The sequence below is a fragment of the Aeromonas sp. R2-3 genome (assembly GCF_040908375.1).
In the GTDB taxonomy this organism is placed as follows: domain Bacteria; phylum Pseudomonadota; class Gammaproteobacteria; order Enterobacterales; family Aeromonadaceae; genus Aeromonas; species Aeromonas veronii.
Window position 1 is genome coordinate 42,738 of sequence record NZ_JBFODP010000004.1, and the last position, 16,045, is coordinate 58,782.

Annotated in this window: 14 protein-coding genes; 3 read left to right on the forward strand and 11 right to left on the reverse strand. The window is 63.3% G+C overall.

What is annotated here, in order from left to right; translation table 11 throughout:
- Nucleotides 1-47: 47 nt before the first annotated feature.
- From nirD to argS, 11 genes are all read right to left on the reverse strand, one after another.
- Nucleotides 48-365, reverse strand: coding sequence for a nitrite reductase small subunit NirD (gene nirD, locus AB5Z02_RS01280; protein ID WP_123174093.1), 318 nt, complete (start codon nt 363-365; stop codon nt 48-50).
- Nucleotides 365-2,911: a nitrite reductase large subunit NirB gene (gene nirB / locus AB5Z02_RS01285; protein WP_368215043.1), complete on the reverse strand. Its 2,547-nt coding sequence runs from the start codon at nt 2,909-2,911 to the stop codon at nt 365-367. The genes nirD and nirB overlap by 1 nt, the downstream gene beginning before the upstream one ends.
- A 295-nt stretch (nt 2,912-3,206) precedes the next feature.
- Nucleotides 3,207-4,295, reverse strand: coding sequence for an ABC transporter permease (locus AB5Z02_RS01290; protein ID WP_156854376.1), 1,089 nt, complete (start codon nt 4,293-4,295; stop codon nt 3,207-3,209).
- 3 nt (nt 4,296-4,298) lie between these two features.
- Nucleotides 4,299-5,408, reverse strand: coding sequence for an ABC transporter permease (locus AB5Z02_RS01295; protein WP_139459629.1), 1,110 nt, complete (start codon nt 5,406-5,408; stop codon nt 4,299-4,301).
- A complete protein-coding gene (locus AB5Z02_RS01300; RefSeq protein ID WP_368215046.1) occupies nt 5,405-7,174 on the reverse strand; it encodes an ATP-binding cassette domain-containing protein in 1,770 nt (589 codons plus the stop codon). The genes AB5Z02_RS01295 and AB5Z02_RS01300 overlap by 4 nt, the downstream gene beginning before the upstream one ends.
- A complete protein-coding gene (gene hlyD / locus AB5Z02_RS01305) occupies nt 7,171-8,139 on the reverse strand; it encodes a secretion protein HlyD (protein ID WP_368215047.1) in 969 nt (322 codons plus the stop codon). The genes AB5Z02_RS01300 and hlyD overlap by 4 nt, the downstream gene beginning before the upstream one ends.
- Entirely contained in the window at nt 8,136-8,777 is a 642-nt protein-coding gene (locus tag AB5Z02_RS01310; protein WP_041209771.1) for a TetR/AcrR family transcriptional regulator, read from the reverse strand. Before AB5Z02_RS01310 ends, hlyD begins: the two co-directional genes overlap by 4 nt.
- Before the next feature lie 259 nt (nt 8,778-9,036).
- The gene (hslU, locus tag AB5Z02_RS01315; protein ID WP_124928187.1) at nt 9,037-10,365 is read right to left on the reverse strand and encodes an HslU--HslV peptidase ATPase subunit; all 1,329 of its coding nucleotides are present in this window, start codon (nt 10,363-10,365) and stop codon (nt 9,037-9,039) included.
- Nucleotides 10,366-10,431: 66 nt separating this feature from the next.
- Entirely contained in the window at nt 10,432-10,965 is a 534-nt protein-coding gene (gene hslV / locus AB5Z02_RS01320) for an ATP-dependent protease subunit HslV (protein ID WP_005342555.1), read from the reverse strand.
- 187 nt (nt 10,966-11,152) lie between these two features.
- On the reverse strand, nt 11,153-11,998 hold the full coding sequence (locus AB5Z02_RS01325) for an SPOR domain-containing protein (protein ID WP_005340771.1): 846 nt from the start codon (nt 11,996-11,998) through the stop codon (nt 11,153-11,155).
- Between the two features lie 3 nt (nt 11,999-12,001).
- Nucleotides 12,002-13,747 carry an arginine--tRNA ligase gene (argS, locus tag AB5Z02_RS01330; protein ID WP_005355547.1) on the reverse strand — a complete coding sequence of 582 codons (1,746 nt, stop codon included), beginning with the start codon at nt 13,745-13,747 and terminating at the stop codon, nt 12,002-12,004.
- A 310-nt stretch (nt 13,748-14,057) separates the two neighbouring features.
- Between argS and AB5Z02_RS01335 the strand changes: the two genes are divergently transcribed.
- The 3 genes from AB5Z02_RS01335 (at nt 14,058) to AB5Z02_RS01345 (ending at nt 16,029) form a co-directional block, all read left to right on the forward strand.
- Entirely contained in the window at nt 14,058-14,624 is a 567-nt protein-coding gene (locus AB5Z02_RS01335) for an LON peptidase substrate-binding domain-containing protein (protein WP_368215049.1), read from the forward strand.
- Nucleotides 14,625-14,765: 141 nt separating this feature from the next.
- Complete coding sequence (locus AB5Z02_RS01340) at nt 14,766-15,335, forward strand: sigma-70 family RNA polymerase sigma factor (RefSeq protein ID WP_005355542.1); 570 nt, start codon at nt 14,766-14,768, stop codon at nt 15,333-15,335.
- The gene (locus AB5Z02_RS01345) at nt 15,328-16,029 is read left to right on the forward strand and encodes a ChrR family anti-sigma-E factor (protein WP_368215050.1); all 702 of its coding nucleotides are present in this window, start codon (nt 15,328-15,330) and stop codon (nt 16,027-16,029) included. The genes AB5Z02_RS01340 and AB5Z02_RS01345 overlap by 8 nt, the downstream gene beginning before the upstream one ends.
- Nucleotides 16,030-16,045: the final 16 nt, after the last annotated feature.

A 16,045-nucleotide genomic window follows, 5' to 3' on the forward strand; every position in this document is an offset into this window, starting at 1 on the left:
CTTGAAAGGGCTGCCCTCTGGCAGCCCGAAAGAGAGTGAATTTGGCTTTAGACGGCGACCCAGACCAGCTGGTCGCGCACTTCAACGGGGTAGCTTTGAACCGACATCGCAGGGTTGTCGAAACAGTGGCCATCGCTCAGGCGAAAGCGCTGCTTCTTGAGCGGGCTGGCGACCCAGAGCTCGCCGTCGTGTTCGCAGATCAGGCCCCGCGACAGCACGTTGGCGGCGAAGAAGGGATCCCGGTTGTCGATGGCGAACACCTCGGCCGCCGCGCTCGGGCGGAACAGGGCGATCTGACGACCCTCAATGAGTGCACAGACGCCGGTTCCCGGCAGGATGTCGTTGAGTTGGCAGGCGAATTTCATCATTTGGTCTCCACCTCGATCTGGTAGACGGGGATGCGCTCGGCCGGAGTGGCGGGTCTGTGCTGGTCGCGCTCGCTGACGAACTGCACGTCCGGATCGCGCTTGTCGCTGTTGATGAAGTGGCTGAAGCGCTTGAGCGCCTCCTCTTCGTTGAGGGTGCGCGACCATTCGCACTCGTAGCTGTCGATGAGGGTCTGGATATCGCGCTCCAGCGTCTCGGCCAGTCCCAGCTTGTCGTCGACGATCACCTCGCGCAGGTAGTCGACACCCCCTTCCAGATTGCCGAGCCAGACCGATGTGCGCTGCAGTTTGTCGGCGCTGGTGACGTAGAACATCATAAAGCGGTCGATCAGCTTGATGAGGGTTTCGCGGTCAAGGTCAGAAGCCAGCAGATCGGCGTGGCGCGGTTTCATGCCGCCGTTGCCGCCCACATAGAGGTTCCAGCCCGCATCGGTGGCGATGATGCCGACATCCTTGCCCTGGGCTTCCGCACATTCGCGGGTACAGCCGGAGACGCCGAACTTCATCTTGTGCGGGGTGCGAATCCCCTTGTAGCGGTTCTCGAGGAAGACCCCGAGGCCAACGCTGTCCTGCACGCCGAAGCGGCACCAGGTGCTGCCGACACAGGTCTTGGCCATACGCAGCGCCTTGGCATAGGCCTGACCTGTCTCGAATCCGGCTGCCAGCAGCTTGCGCCAGATGGCGGGCAGGTCATCCTTCTGAGCCCCGAACAGGCCGATGCGCTGGGCGCCGGTGATCTTGGTGTAGAGCTTGTAGTCGCGGGCCACTTCGGCCACCGCCAGCAGCCCTTCCGGGGTCACTTCACCGCCGGCCATGCGCGGGATGACGGAGTAGCTGCCGTCCTTTTGCATGTTGCCGAGGAAGATGTCGTTGGTGTCCTGCAGTGGGATGTTGCGCGGGCTCAGCACATGCTCGTTCCAGCAGGAGGCGAGGATGGAGCCGACGGTCGGTTTGCACACCTCACAGCCATAGCCCTGACCGTGCTTGGCCAGCAGCTCGTCGAAGCTCTTGATCCCCTCCACCTTGACCAGATGGAACAGCTCCTGACGGGAGTGGGGGAAGTGGGCGCAGAGGTGGTTGTTGACCTCGATGCCCTGCTTCACCAGCTCGGCGTTGAGCACCTGACTGATGAGCGGCACGCAGCCGCCGCAGCCGGTACCGGCCTTGGTGTGCTGCTTGATGGCGGCCAGCGTGGTGTGACCCTCGGCGACGGCCTGGGCGATGTCGCCCTTGGAGACGTCGAAGCAGGAGCAGATCTGGGCGCTCTCCGGCAGGGCATCCACCCCCAGTGTCGGCTTGGCACCGGCGTAGGCGGGCAGGATCAGGGTGTCCGGGTGGCTCGGCAGCGGCAGGGCATTGAGCATCATCTGCAGCAGGTTGCCGTAATCTTCCACGTCACCCACCAACACGGCGCCGAGCAATCGGCTGTTGTCTTCGCTCACCACGATCTTCTTGTAGACGCCGGCCTGATCGTCCTGAAACACATAGCTGTGGCTGCCCGGGGTGCGGCCGTGGGCATCGCCGATGGAGCCGACGGAGACGCCGAGCAGTTTCAGCTTGGCGCTCATGTCCGCCCCCTCGAAACGGCTGTCGCCGCCGAGCAGATGGTCGACGGTGATCTGGGCCATCTTGTAGCCCGGCGCCACCAGCCCGAAGAAGCGGCCCTGCCAGGCGGCGCACTCGCCGATGGCGTAGATGTTGGGATCGGAGGTGAGGCAGTGATCGTCGATGACGATGCCGCCGCGCTCGGCGATGGCCAGATCACCGTAGCGGCCGAGGGTATCTTGCGGACGAATGCCGGTGGAGAAGACCACCACGTCCACTTCCAGCTGGCTGCCGTCGGCGAAGGCGAGGCGGTGTTTCGCCTGCTCGCCGCCATGCATCAGGATCTCGCTGGTGCTCTTGCTGGTGTGTACCTGCACCCCCATGGATTCAATCTTGCGGCGCAGCAGCTGGCCGCCCTGACCGTCGAGCTGCTCGGCCATCAGCACAGGGGCAAATTCCACCACATGGGTTTCGAGACCCAGCGCCTTGAGGGCGCCGGCGGCTTCCAGGCCAAGCAGACCGCCCCCGATCACCACCCCGCTCTTGCCGCTCCTGGCGGCGCTGCGGATGGCTTTCAGATCCTCGATGGTGCGATAGACAAAGCACTCGTGGTGCTGACTGCCCGCAATGGGCGGCACCCAGGGGTAGGAGCCGGTGGCCAGCACCAGCTTGTCGTACCCGATCACAGTGCCCTTGTTGGAGTGCACTTCGCGGTTGGCCCTGTCGATTTTTTTCACCGCTTCGCCGAGCAGCAGGCGGATGCCGTGCTTGTCGTAGAAGCCGGGTTTGACGAGGGAGAGATCTTCGCTGGTGTGATGGGAGAAGTAGGAGGAGAGATGGACGCGATCGTAGGCGGGACGGGGTTCTGCACCGAAGACGGTGATCTCGTAGCGGCCCGGGTCGGCCCGCTCGATCAACTCTTCGATGAAGCGGTGCCCCACCATGCCGTTGCCCACAACGACCAGTCTGACTTTGCTCATGATTGCCTCTAGTTTGGAGTAATAAAACATCATTCTGGGGCTAGGCTACCCAGTCAGTCGGGGCGGGCAATTGATGCAAATCAAGTGTCTATTTATATATCTCGTCAGGGGTAATTCGATAAAATTCAAAGATATATAAAAATAGGTATACCAGTTGATGATTTCTGCGCTGGCTCGGGGTGAGGGATGGTGGAGAGCAAGAGCGCTTTAGCAAAAGCCGGGGAGTGAAAACTTCTATCGGAAAAAGCCGATCTCGCACTGGGCGAGACTGGCATCAGCGGAGCAAGGTGGCGCGTCAGGCAATATGGCGGCGGAACATGGCGAGCGCCAGCGACAGGGTGACGCCGGCGATGGCGAGCAGCGGCCAGAGCAGGGGCCAGGCGGCCGACCAGTCGAACCCCTTGAGGAAGACCCCCTTGAGCAGCACGATGAAGTGGGTGAGGGGGTCGATGGCCGCCAGCCACTGGAACACCTGCGGCATGTTCTCCACCGGCGAGATGTAGCCCGAGAGGATCACCGCCGGTACGGTGAAGGAGAAGACCCCGAGAAAGGCCTGCTGCTGGGTCGAGCAGAACGACGAGATGAAGAGCCCGATCCCGGCCAGTGCCAGCCCGTAGCAGACCATGCCCGCCATCAGCAGGCTGAGGCTGCCGGCAAAGGGGAGGTGAAAGACAAAACGGGCGGCCAGCGCGACTATGCACCCTTGCCCCACCGCCACCATGATGCCGGGCACCGCCTTGCCCGCCATGATCCAGCCTGCGGTGAGGGGGGAGACCAGCAGCTGATCGAAGGTGCCCTCTTCCCGCTCCCGCGCGACCGAGAGGGCGGTAACGATAAGGCAGCCGGTGGTGGTAATGATGGCCACCAGCGCTGGCAGGATATGCCAGTGGAACTCGACGTTGGGGTTGTAGAGGTTGCGTACCGCCAGCTCGGGTTGCCCCTTGCCCTCACTTTGCCAGCGGGCGATCACCTGACTGATGTAGCCCGCCGCCACCTGACCGCCATTGGAGCGGCGCCCGTCGATGATCAGCTGCACCTTGGCCGGTTCGCCGCGCGCCAGCCGGCGCGAGAAATCCCCCGGAATAATCAGCCCGAGCAGTGCCCGCTGTCCGGTGATGGCCTCGGTCATGCCCGCCTCGCCCTGCACCGGGATGATGGTGGTGAAGGCGGGCATATGGGTGAGGCGCTCCAGCAGCTCGCGGCTCTGGGCACCGCCATCCTGGTTGTAGATGGCCAGCGTATTGCCGGTCACCTCCAGAGTGGCGGCGAACGGGAAGAGGGCGGTTTGCAGCAGCACCGGCATGATGAGCAGAAAGCGCCCCTGAGTATTGCCCATCAGGGCCTGCAGCTCTTTTCGGATCAGCCACCAGAGTCGGATCAGCATGGGTTACTCCAGAGTGCGCCGCGTCTTGCGGGCGGTCAGGGCCAGCCAGAAACCGGCCAGCAGCAGCAGACAGAAACCGTTGACCAGCAGGATCGAGAAGACGCTGCCCGCCTGATAGAGGGTCTGCAGCGAGCTCGCGAAGTAACGGGCCGGAATGAGGTGGGTGATGGCCCGCAGTAGCGGCGGCATGCTGGCGATCTCGAACACGAAACCCGACAGCATCACGGCGGGCAGAAAGGCGGCGATCAGCGCAGCCTGCGCGGCGTTGAACTGGCTGCGCATTACGGTGGAGAGGAACAGGCCGAGCCCGAGGGCGCTGCCGAGAAAGACGCTGGTGACCAGAAAGAGCAGCAGCAGGGAGCCGCGCCACGGCACGCCCATCACCGCCACCGAGAAGAGCAGGCAGAGCAGCATGGCAATGATGCCAAGGCCATAGTAGGGCAACAGCTTGGAGAGCAGCAGCTCCCCCTTGGTGACCGGGGTGGCGAGCAGCGCCTCCATGGTGCCGCGCTCCCACTCCCGCGCCACCACCAGCGAGGTGAGCAGGGCGCCTATGATGGTCATCACCACCGCAATGGAGCCCGGCACCAGAAAGTTGCGGCTCACCAGCGCCGGGTTGAACCAGGCGCGGCTCTCTATCGACACCGGCATGGCGACCCCCTCGCCAGCGAGCCATCCCTGCCAGATCCCCTGCACATAGTTGGTGACGAAGTTGGCGGTGTTGGGCTCTGAGCCGTCGGTCAGCAGCAGCGCCTGCGGCGTGCCATTGCCCTGACCGGCCAGCGCGCGGGAGAAGCCGTCGTCGATCACCAGCAGGCCGCGGATCTCGCCACGGGCCAGACTGGCGAGCAGGGACTCCTTGCTCGGCCCGCTGTGGATCTCCAGCGCGGTAGAGCCGCGCAGGGCCTGCTCCAGCCGCACCGCCGGGGCGCCGCTGTCGGTACGCCAGATGCCGAGGCGCAGATGGTCCACATCCAGATTGATGGCGTAACCCATCACCACCAGCAGCACCACCGGCATGATGAAGGCGATGAGGATGCTGCTCGGATCGCGGACGATTTGCAGCGTCTCCTTGCGGCAGAGGGCCAGCAGTCGCCGACGGTTGATGCTCATGCGTCCTCCTCGCTGGCCCGCTCGACCAGGGTGATAAAGGCCTCTTCCATTGTTGGCAAAGAACAGGTCGGCAAGGAGCCGGTTGGCAAAGAGGTCACCGCCTCTTTGGCAGCCAGCCCCTTGAGATCGTCCGGGGTGCCGAGCGCCAGCAGCTTGCCGCGATAGATGAGGGCGATGCGGTCGCAATACTCCGCCTCGTCCATAAAGTGGGTGGTGACCAGCACGGTGACGCCGTGGCCGGCCAGCGCGTTGATGTGAGACCAGAACTCGCGCCGGGTCACCGGATCGACCCCGGAGGTGGGCTCGTCGAGGAACAGCAGCGGCGGCTCGTGCAGCAGGGCGCAGGCCAGCGATAAGCGCTGGCGTAGGCCGAGCGGCAGGGATTCCGCCTTCTGATCGAGCCAGGGGGCGAGGGCAAAGGCAGTCACCATGGCGTCGATCCGCGTTTGCTGGTGGCGGCCGAACAGGCCGTAGATACCGGCGAAGAAGGAGAGGTTCTGCGCCACGGTAAGCTGCTTGTAGAGGGAGAACTTCTGCGCCATGTAGCCGAGGCGCTGGCGTGCCGCCGAGGGGCTGTGAGCCAGATCGATGCCGGTTACCAGCGCCTGTCCCTCGCTCGGGCGCAGCAGGCCGCACTCCATCTTGAAGGTAGTGGACTTGCCCGCCCCGTTGGGGCCGAGCAGGCCGAAGATCTCGCCGCGGCGCACCGCAAAGGTGACATCATCGGTGGCGGCGAAATCGCCGAAGCGCTTGGTGAGGTGGCGTGCCTCGATCACCGCCTCGGAGGAGACTCCCTGCGGCAGTTCGGCTTCCCGCATCCCGGCTGCCAGACTTGACTCCCCGCCGGGGCCGCCGCCGAGTAGGTCGATAAAGGCATCCTCCAGCCGGGGCTGGGCCGGTTGAAAGGCGCCGTTGGCCAGTTGCAGCTCCGCCAGCGGCGGGGGCGTCATGCCCGGGTGCAGCAGCAGGCGAACCCGCTCCCCCGCCACCGCGCCATCCATCACCGCCGGGTGAGCCAGTGCCCGGCGCAGCAGGGCGCGCCGCTCGCGGCCATCCAGTTGCCCCGCCTCCAGCAGCCAGCAGCGGCTGGCCATGGCTCCCATCAGATCGGCCGGGGTGCCGCTGGTGCGCACCTCGCCATCCGCCATCAGCAGCACGTGGTCGCACAGCTCCGCCTCATCGAGATAGGCGGTACTCCAGAGCACCGTCATCCCTCCCTTGGCCAGCTCGCGCACCATCTGCCAGAGGGCGCGGCGGGAGATGGGATCGACCCCGACCCCGGGTTCATCGAGCAGCAGCACATCCGGGGTGCCGAGCAGGGCGCAGGCCAGCCCGAGTTTCTGCTTCATCCCGCCAGAGAGCTTGCCTGCCGGTCGTGCGGTGAAGCGCGCGAGATCGGTGAAGGCGAGCAGCCGCGCGAAGGTGGGCGTGCGTTCGGGCTCCAGTACGCCGCGCAAGTCAGCGTAGAGGGTGAGGTTCTCCAGTACGCTAAGATCCTCGTAGAGGCCGAACTGCTGGGGCATGTAGCCAAGGCGCAGGCGCAGCAGATCCCCCTCGCTCACCGGGTCCAGCCCCAGCACCCGGATGGTGCCTGCTTCCGGGATCAGCAGACCGGCCAGCAGGCGAAGCAAAGTGCTCTTGCCCGCGCCGTCGGGGCCGACCAGCCCGGTGATGCCACCGGTCGGAATGGTGGCCGAGATGGCGTTGAGGGCGACCCGCTCGCCAAAGCGTTTGGTGAGCCCCTCAAGGGAGATGGCGCTGTTCATGGAGCCAGCCTGACGGTGACCGGCATCCCTTGGCGCAGGGCCGGGTCGGGATCCTGCACCACGATGCGCAGCCGGTAGACGAGGTGAGTGCGCAGGTCCGGCGTCTCCACCGATTTCGGGGTGAACTCGGCGGTGGGCGAGACAAATCCCACCACCCCGTGATAGGGCTGATCCGGCCGCGAGTCGGTGGTGAGGGTCACTTTGGCGCCGCTCGGGAAGTGGCCGAGCCAGGGCTCCTCCACATAGGCGCGCACCCAGACTGGCGCAGTCAGGGAGAGGTTGAAGGCGGTCGCTCCGCTCTGCACCATGCTGCCGTTCTCGACAGCGCGGCTGATGATGATGCCGTCGCTGGGGGCGGTCAGGCTGGCATCTGCCAGCGCCAGTTCGGCACTGGCGAGCGCCGCTTTGGCCCCTTCCAGCTGGGCATCGGACTGGGCGATTTCCTCCGGGCGGTAGCCGGTTTCGAGCTGGGCGAGCTGCTCGCGGGCGGAGCGTACCTGCGCCTGGGTCTGATCCCGCTGGGAGCGGGCGGTATCGAGCTGACCGCGGGAGATGGCGCCGGTGGCTGCCAATGCACTCTGGCGGCGCCACTGCTGGTCGGCCTCCAGCGCAGCGGCTTCGGCGGCGGCCAGTGCGGCCCGGGCGCGGTCGGTCTCTTCGCTGCGATAGCCTTTGTGGATCAAGGCGTTGGCGGCAGTGAGCGCCGCCAAATTGGCGCGGGCGCTGTCGCGGCTGTGGGTGAGGGGAGCCGGATCGAGGCGGGCCAGCAGTTGACCGGCTTTTACGCTATCCCCCTCATCGAACAGCACCTGATCGACCCGGCCGCCGACCCGAAAGGCCAGATTGACGTCGCGAATATCGACGTTGCCGTAGAGGATGGAGCCGTCGGCCGGGCGCCCCTGCCACCAGAGGTAGCCACCGATAACGGTTAGCAGCAGGGCTACGATTGCAATGCGTTGTTTCATGCCGCTTCTCCTTCTTTCATGTCGGTGGGGCGCAGGCCGCGCAGGGCCCATACCAGCCGCTGTCTGGCGGCCTCAGGGCTGTCTATCTGACTGAGAAAGGGGGCGGCCTGTTCGGGCAGCCAGCCGAGCTGGCGACCGCTGCCGGCGATCACCAGCGGCAGGCCGACCGACCCCATGATGAAGATCATCAGCTGGAGCGGGTGACCCGCGACCAGCGACCCTTCCGCCTGTGCCATCCGTACCTGCTCGATCAGCAGCAGGGGATGGCGGCGCGGCAGGCTGAGCAGAAAGCGCTGGGCCGCCCCTTCACCCGCCAGCGCATCGCCAAACAGGTGGTTGATAAAGCCGCGCTGGCGCGCCACCAGCCCGATCAGCGCCTCCATGGTGGCCTCGAACATGGCAATGGCAGAGGGGTAGGAGCCTTTGGCTGCCACCGCCTTGAGCTCGTCATAGAGGGGGGCATACCAGAGCTCGACCAGCTCGTCGATAAAGGCGTCGCGGTTGCCGAAGTGGTAGACGAAGGAGCCGAGGTTCACCTCTGCCGCCGCCGCCAGCTCGCGCACCGTCAGGCCGCGCAGCCCCTTCTCGGTGGCGATGGCGAGGCCGGTATCGAGCAGTTTCTGCCGGGTTGGATTCATCTTTCTGGTTCCTGTTGCACAGATTGTGATCTGATTTATACGTATGTATAAATCAATTGCACAGAAGTAGACAGATCTTTTTTTGAGCAGATTTCAGCAGGGATGAAAAACGGCGGGCATTCGAAAGAGATGGTTTGAAAACGTCCTTTGATTGAATGGGTTGCCGCAGATAAGGGCCAGAATCCGTGTAGAGGACGGAGGCGGTGGAGAAATAAAAACGCCTCCACAAGGGAGGCGTTTTCAGGTCCATCGATCGTGCTTACAGAATAAAGCGGCTCAGATCCTCGTCTTCAATCAGCTTGCCGAGGTGGGCGTTGACGTAGTCGGTGTTGATGACAAAGGTCTCGCCGGACTTCTCGGAGGCGTCATAGGAGATATCTTCCATCAGGCGCTCCATCACGGTGTGCAGACGACGGGCACCGATGTTCTCGGTACGCTCGTTAACCTGCCACGCCGCTTCAGCCAGACGGCGGATGCCATCCTTGGTGAACTCGATGTTGACCCCTTCGGTGGCCATCAGCGCCTTGTACTGATCGGTCAGCGAGGCGTTCGGTTCGGTCAGGATGCGCTCGAAGTCATCTGTGGTCAGGGCGGTCAGCTCGACCCGGATCGGCAGACGACCCTGCAGCTCGGGGATGAGGTCGGACGGCTTGGCGATCTGGAAGGCGCCGGAGGCGACAAACAGGATGTGGTCGGTCTTGACCATGCCGTGCTTGGTGTTGACGGTGCAACCTTCAACCAGCGGCAGCAGGTCGCGCTGAACCCCTTCACGGGAGACATCCGGGCCCGAGCTTTCGCCGCGCTTGCAGATCTTGTCGATCTCGTCGAGGAAGACGATGCCGTTGTTCTCGACCGCAGCGATCGCTTTCTGCTTCAGCTCTTCCGGATTGACCAGACGGGCTGCTTCCTCTTCGATCAGCGCCTTCATGGCCTCTTTGACCTTGATCTTGCGCTTTTTCTTCTGGTTCTGTCCCAGGTTCTGGAACAGCCCCTGCAGCTGGTTGGCCATCTCTTCCATGCCCGGCGGGGTCATGATTTCGACACCCATAGGGGAGGCAGAGAGCTCCAATTCGATCTCCTTGTCATCCAGCTGACCTTCACGCAGTTTCTTGCGGAAGATCTGGCGGGTGTTGGAGTTGTCGGCTTTCTCTTCCTCACCCCAGGTGTTGCGCGGGTTGGGCAGCAGGGCGTCGAGGATGCGCTCTTCGGCGGCTTCCTCGGCGCGGTATTTCATCTTCTCCATCTCGGTCTCGCGCACCAGCTTGATGGCGGCATCGGTCAGATCGCGGATGATGCTGTCCACTTCCTTGCCGACATAGCCCACTTCGGTGAACTTGGTCGCTTCCACCTTGATGAAGGGGGCGTTGGCCAGCTTGGCCAGACGACGGGCGATCTCGGTCTTGCCGACACCGGTCGGGCCGATCATCAGGATGTTTTTCGGGGTCACTTCATGGCGCATCTCTTCGTTGAGCTGCATCCGGCGCCAGCGGTTGCGCAGGGCAACGGCAACGGCGCGCTTGGCATCGGCCTGACCAATGATGTGACGATCCAGCTCGTGGACGATTTCTCTCGGGGTCATCTCGGACATGATGGTGTTCCTGTATCCGGGGCGGGCAGTGCCCGCCCCTTGGGAAATTGGGTTTGGCTGGCGGCCTTACTTGGCAGCGTAGTCCAGCACTTCGATGGTGTGGTTGCCGTTGGTGAAGACGCAGATGTCGCCCGCAATCTTGAGGGACTTCTCGACAATGGTCCTGGCATCCAGCTCGGTGTTTTCCAGCAGCGCGATAGCGGCGGACTGGGCGAAGTTGCCGCCGCTGCCGATGGCGATGAGATCGTGCTCCGGCTGCACCACGTCACCGTTGCCGGTGATGATGAAGGATTTGTGTTCGTCGGCCACGGCCAGCAGCGCTTCGAGGCGGCGCAGGGCGCGATCGGTGCGCCAATCTTTGGCCAGCGCCACGGCGGCGCGCTCCAGATTACCCTGATGGGCCTGCAGTTTTGCTTCGAAACGTTCGAGCAGGGTGAAGGCGTCGGCGGTACCGCCAGCGAAACCGGCCAGCACCTTGCCGTTATAGAGACGATGAACCTTGCGGGCGTTGCCCTTCATGACGGTGTTGCCAAGAGAGACCTGGCCATCGCCACCGATGACGACCTGACCGTTGCGGCGAACTGAAACTATGGTAGTCACTTTACTTACCTCGCTTGAGCCGAATGACGGCCTGACTGTGCATGGCAAGAAAGATGGGGATGGCAAACGGGCTTTTCAACCCTGCCTTTGGTCGGGATAAACGGGGTAGCAAACAGCGTGGGTGCGAGTGGCACCAAAAGAACAGGGCCGGGTGTTGCCACCCGGCCCTGCGTCATCGGTAAGCGGATTACCCTTTCTTGGGAATGCAGCCGCTGATGCCGGAGCTCTGCAGCTTGCTGTTGGCCGCGTCGGCGGCCGCCTTGCCGTTGAAGGGGCCGACCATCACCTTGTAGACGGTGCCGTTGGCGCCATTGATCACCTGCAGGCTGGAGGAGAGGCCGGCGGTGAAGGCGATACGCGCCTTGAGCGACTCTGCGGAATCCTGCGAGCGCAGGGCGGCGCACTGCATCATATAGCGACCGCTGTCGGCGGCTGCGGTCTGGGCTGGCGGAGTGGCCGCTTTGGCCTTGGCCGCTTCGGCGCGCTCCCGTTCCAGCTCGGCGCGGATCTCCCGCTCCATCCGTTCCCGTTCGGCCTTGCGGTCGATCACCTGCTCTTGCGCGCTGGCAACCGGTGCACCCGAGGTGGAAGGGGTGGTCGCCGGATTGGGCTGATAGGGCTTGGGCTGGCCGATGGGTGTTCCCGGTTGGGGAATGTCGGTCGGCACCGGCTGCGGCAGTTTTTCCGGTTGCAGGGTCATGGTATCTGCCGGTGGTGGCGGCAGCACACCCGGCTGGGTCGGCGGCTCTATGATATCGACCTGCTTGTTCTCAAGCCGTTCGATGTAGCTCCACTTCTCCTGAGGCAGCCCGTTATTCTGCGCTTTTGGCTTGTTGGCCTTTACCTGCTCCTCAATGGTGGGGGCATCGTTGCCCTTGCCATTGATCATGTAAAGGAAGCCACCAAAGCCTGCCAGCAGTGCCACGACCAGCAGCACTGGAATAACAGGAAAGCGGCGAGGGGCCGCTTTCTTGGTATTGCGGCCACCCGCCCGACGTCGCGGGCGGCTGCCGACATAATCCCGGGTTGCCATCTATTACATGCGCTCCAGGGTATGGATGCCCAGTACGCCGAGGCCCAGCTTCAGCACCTTGGCGGTGGCGGCGCACAGCAGCAGACGGCTCTGACGGGTTGCCTCGTCCACGCCATCCTTGTTGATCGGGCAGGCTTCATAGAAGGTCATGAAGTTGCCGGACAACTCGTACAGGTAGGTACAGAGCAGGTGCGGCATGCCTTTGTCGGCCACGCCGTTGACCGCGTCGGAGAACTGGATCAGCTTCTGGGCCAGCACCTCTTCGGCCTCTTCGTTCAGGGTCACGTTGCCGGTCAGCGTTTCGGCATCGATGTTGGCCTTGCGGAAGATGGACTGTATACGGGTGTAGGCGTACTGCAGGTAAGGGGCGGTGTTGCCTTCAAAGGAGAGCATCAGATCCCAGTCGAAGATGTAGTCGGTAGTACGGTTCTTGGAGAGATCCGCATACTTGACCGCGCCCATGGCGATGGCGTTGACCACGTTGGCCTTCTCTTCGGCAGAGAGGTCGCTGTTGCGGCTCTCCAGCAGGGCGGCGGCGCGCTCTTCCGCTTCGTTCAGCAGGTCAACCAGCTTGACGGTACCACCGGAGCGGGTCTTGTAGGGACGACCATCCTTGCCCAGCATCATGCCGAAGGCGTGGTGCTCGAGGGGGACGGATTCCGGCACATAGCCCGCCTTGCGGGTGATGGTCCAGGCCTGCATCAGGTGCTGGTGCTGACGTGAGTCGATGAAGTACATGACACGGTCGGCGCCCAGGGTTTCATAACGGTATTTGGCACAGGCGATGTCGGTGGTGGTGTAGAGGAAACCGCCATCGCTCTTCTGGATGATGACGCCCATGGCCTCGCCATCCTTGTTCTTGAACTCGTCCAGGAAGACAACGGTGGCGCCTTCGCTCTCGACCGCCAGCCCCTTGGCTTTCAGGTCTGCAACGATCTCCGGCAGCATGTCGTTGTACATGGACTCGCCCATGATGTCCTTGTTGGTCAGGGAGACATTGAGGCGGTCGTAGTTGATCTGGTTCTGTTCCATGGTCATGTCGACCAGCTTCTTCCACATGGTACGGCAGTATTCGTCGCCGCCCTGCAGCTTGACCACGTAGTTACGGGCGCGCTCGGCGAAGGCTTCGTCTTCGTCGTAGCAACGCTTGGCCTGGGTGTAGAAGGCTTCCAGATCCTTGAGCGCCATGTCGCTGGCGTGTTCGTTGGACATCTTCTCCAGGTAGGCGATCAGCATGCCGAACTGGGTGCCCCAGTCGCCGATGTGGTTGGCACGGATCACTTTGTGGCCGAGGAATTCCAGCGCGCGCGCAGCTACGTCACCGAGTACGGTGGAGCGGATGTGGTGCACCGCCATCTCTTTGGCCACGTTGGGGGCGGAGTAGTCCACCACCACGGTTTGTGGCGCGGGCAACCGTACGTTGGCGTTGGCAGAGGTCACCATGGCCTCGACCTGACCGGCCAGCCAGCGCTGGTCGAAGAAGAAGTTGATGAAGCCGGGACCGGCGATCTCGACCTTGGCGATCAGGTCGGAGGCAGGCAGGTGCTCGATGATGGCAGCCGCCAGCTCACGGGGATTCTTGCGGGCCGGTTTGGCCAGCAGCATGGCCAGGTTGGTAGCCAGGTCGCCGTGAGCTTTTTCCTTGCATCGGTCTACTTGCACGCGGGCTTCCAGGTCCGCCGGCAGGACGCCTGCTGACTTGAGATTGGCTACCGTTTGTTCAAGTAGATGATGAATATGCTCTTTCATAACTGACCACCAAGGTTGCGCGTCGAAAAATGACTGATATATAAGGGCGTGAATTTTACCCGCATCGGCTCGAGAAAACTATAGGGATGACCCGCCGCTCGCTGTCGGGCGGATATTTCACTGCGTTTGGCGCCATATTCCAGAATATTGGGCGGAAATTACGGTGCTTATCCATTTCTACTGCATATCGAAGCGGCTTGTCCAGGCTATTTTCCCCTGATTGTTAAGGGTTTTTCCTTTCCGCTGACGGGAATGATCTCCTCCCTCTGGCCCAGCGTATCAACATACGTTCCCAACCGAGGAGTTTGCGATGCGACTGGCGCTGTTTCCCCTATCTGCCCACCTGCTGCCCGGCGGCATCATGCCGCTGCGGATCTTCGAACCGAGATACCAGCGGATGATCGCCGAGGCGGGGGAGTCCGGCTTTGCCCTCTGCATGGTGGACCCTCGCCAGCCCGACGCCCTGCGCAACATGCTGCCCATCGCCACCCGGGTCACCATCATCGACTTCGACCGGTTGCCGGACGGCATGCTGGGGATCACGGTGCAGGGGATGGAGCGGGTGCAGATAGAGGATCTGTGGCAGGAGCAGGATGGCCTGCGTATCGGCGAGGTGACGCCGCTGCCGGCCTGGCCGCCCCGCCGGCTCCATCCCGATCAGCAACCACTGGTTGATGCGCTGCGGGAGGTGTTTGCCGACTATCCCGACTATGCCGCCCTCTATCCCGCCCCCCGCTGGGACGATGGCAACTGGGTGGCCCAGCGCTGGCTGGAGGTGTTGCCGATCCCCCCTGAACAGAAACAACTGCTGCTGGCCGCCGCCGACAATCAGCCCGCCATCGCCCTGCTCAAGGGGGTACTGGTGGCCAGCCACTGATTTTTTCCTGACCCGCTGATCCGCCACTGCCGCAGCGCCGTACAAGTCATCACCACAGCATGTTCGACAGCACACCAAAGGGATGGCGCAATGGCATATACTGGCCAACCACACTCGACCATACGCAGGACCTCGCCCGTGATGGATAACCCGGATGGCGACCTCAAATCTCTGCTGATCAGGGTGGCAGAGCAGGCCGACAAGGCTGCTTTTGCCCGCCTGTTCCAACACTTTGCGCCGCGCATTCGCAGCTACGGCCTGCGCCACCTCGGCAGCGAAGCCAACGCCATGGAGCTGGTGCAGGAGACCATGCTGCTGGTGTGGCAAAAGGCGCGCCTCTACCACCCCGAGAAGGGGGCGCCGACCACCTGGATCTACACCGTGATGCGCAACCAGTGCTTCGACATGCTGCGCCGTCGTCGCGCCAGCAAGGAGGATCTCTGTGCCGAGGAGCTGTGGCCGGTGCTGGAGTTTCAGGCCGAAGAGGAGCATCTGAGCGGGGGTGAGGATGCGGTGCTGACCCGTCAGATGGCCCACTATCTGGGCACCCTGCCGGAGCCGCAACAGCAGGTGGTGCGTGGCATCTATCTGCAGGAGTTCTCCCAGCAGGAGCTGGCGGAGCGCCTTGGCGTGCCGCTCGGCACTATCAAGTCCCGCCTCCGGCTGGCGCTACAGAAACTGAAAGAGCAAGTGGAGCAAGGCCATGATTAAAGCCCATCCGACCGACCCTATGCTGCGCGCCTTCGCCGCCGACGAGCTCCCTCTGCCGCTGGCGGTGGGGCTCTCCGCTCACTGTGAACTCTGCCCCGATTGTGCTGCCCGACTGAAGACATTCGAAGAGGAGCTGGCGCAGCAATATCTTGCCTCGCCAGCAGAGCCCGAGCTGGACTCCCGCGATGAAGATGAAGTAGCGCTGGATGCCGGATTCGACGCCATGCTGGCGGATATTCTGGCCCAGCCGCTGGCTGAGCCCCTCTCCGAGCCAGCACATGACCAGCCCCGAGCCCAGCACGGCGAGCTGGAGGTAGCCGGTCACGCCTACCGTTTGCCACGGGTGCTGGCCCGCTATCGTTCGCCCAAGTGGCGCCATATCGGGGCTATTCGTCAGCAGAGTTTGCCGCTGGACGAGATGGGGGCGCGCGCCAGCTTGCTCCATATCGAAGCGGGCGGTCGCATCCCCGAGCACACCCATCAGGGCTATGAGCTGACCTTGCTGCTGGCTGGCAATATTCAGGATGGCGATACCCTTTACAAGGCGGGAGATTTCATCTGGCGCGATGCCAGCCACTCCCACAGCCCGCATACGCCCGATGGCTGCCTCTGCTACACGGTACAGGATGCGCCAGTGCAGTTCACCAAGGGGCTGTCACGGCTGCTGAACGGCATCAGCCAGCACCTTTACTAAGCACCATGACGCCATA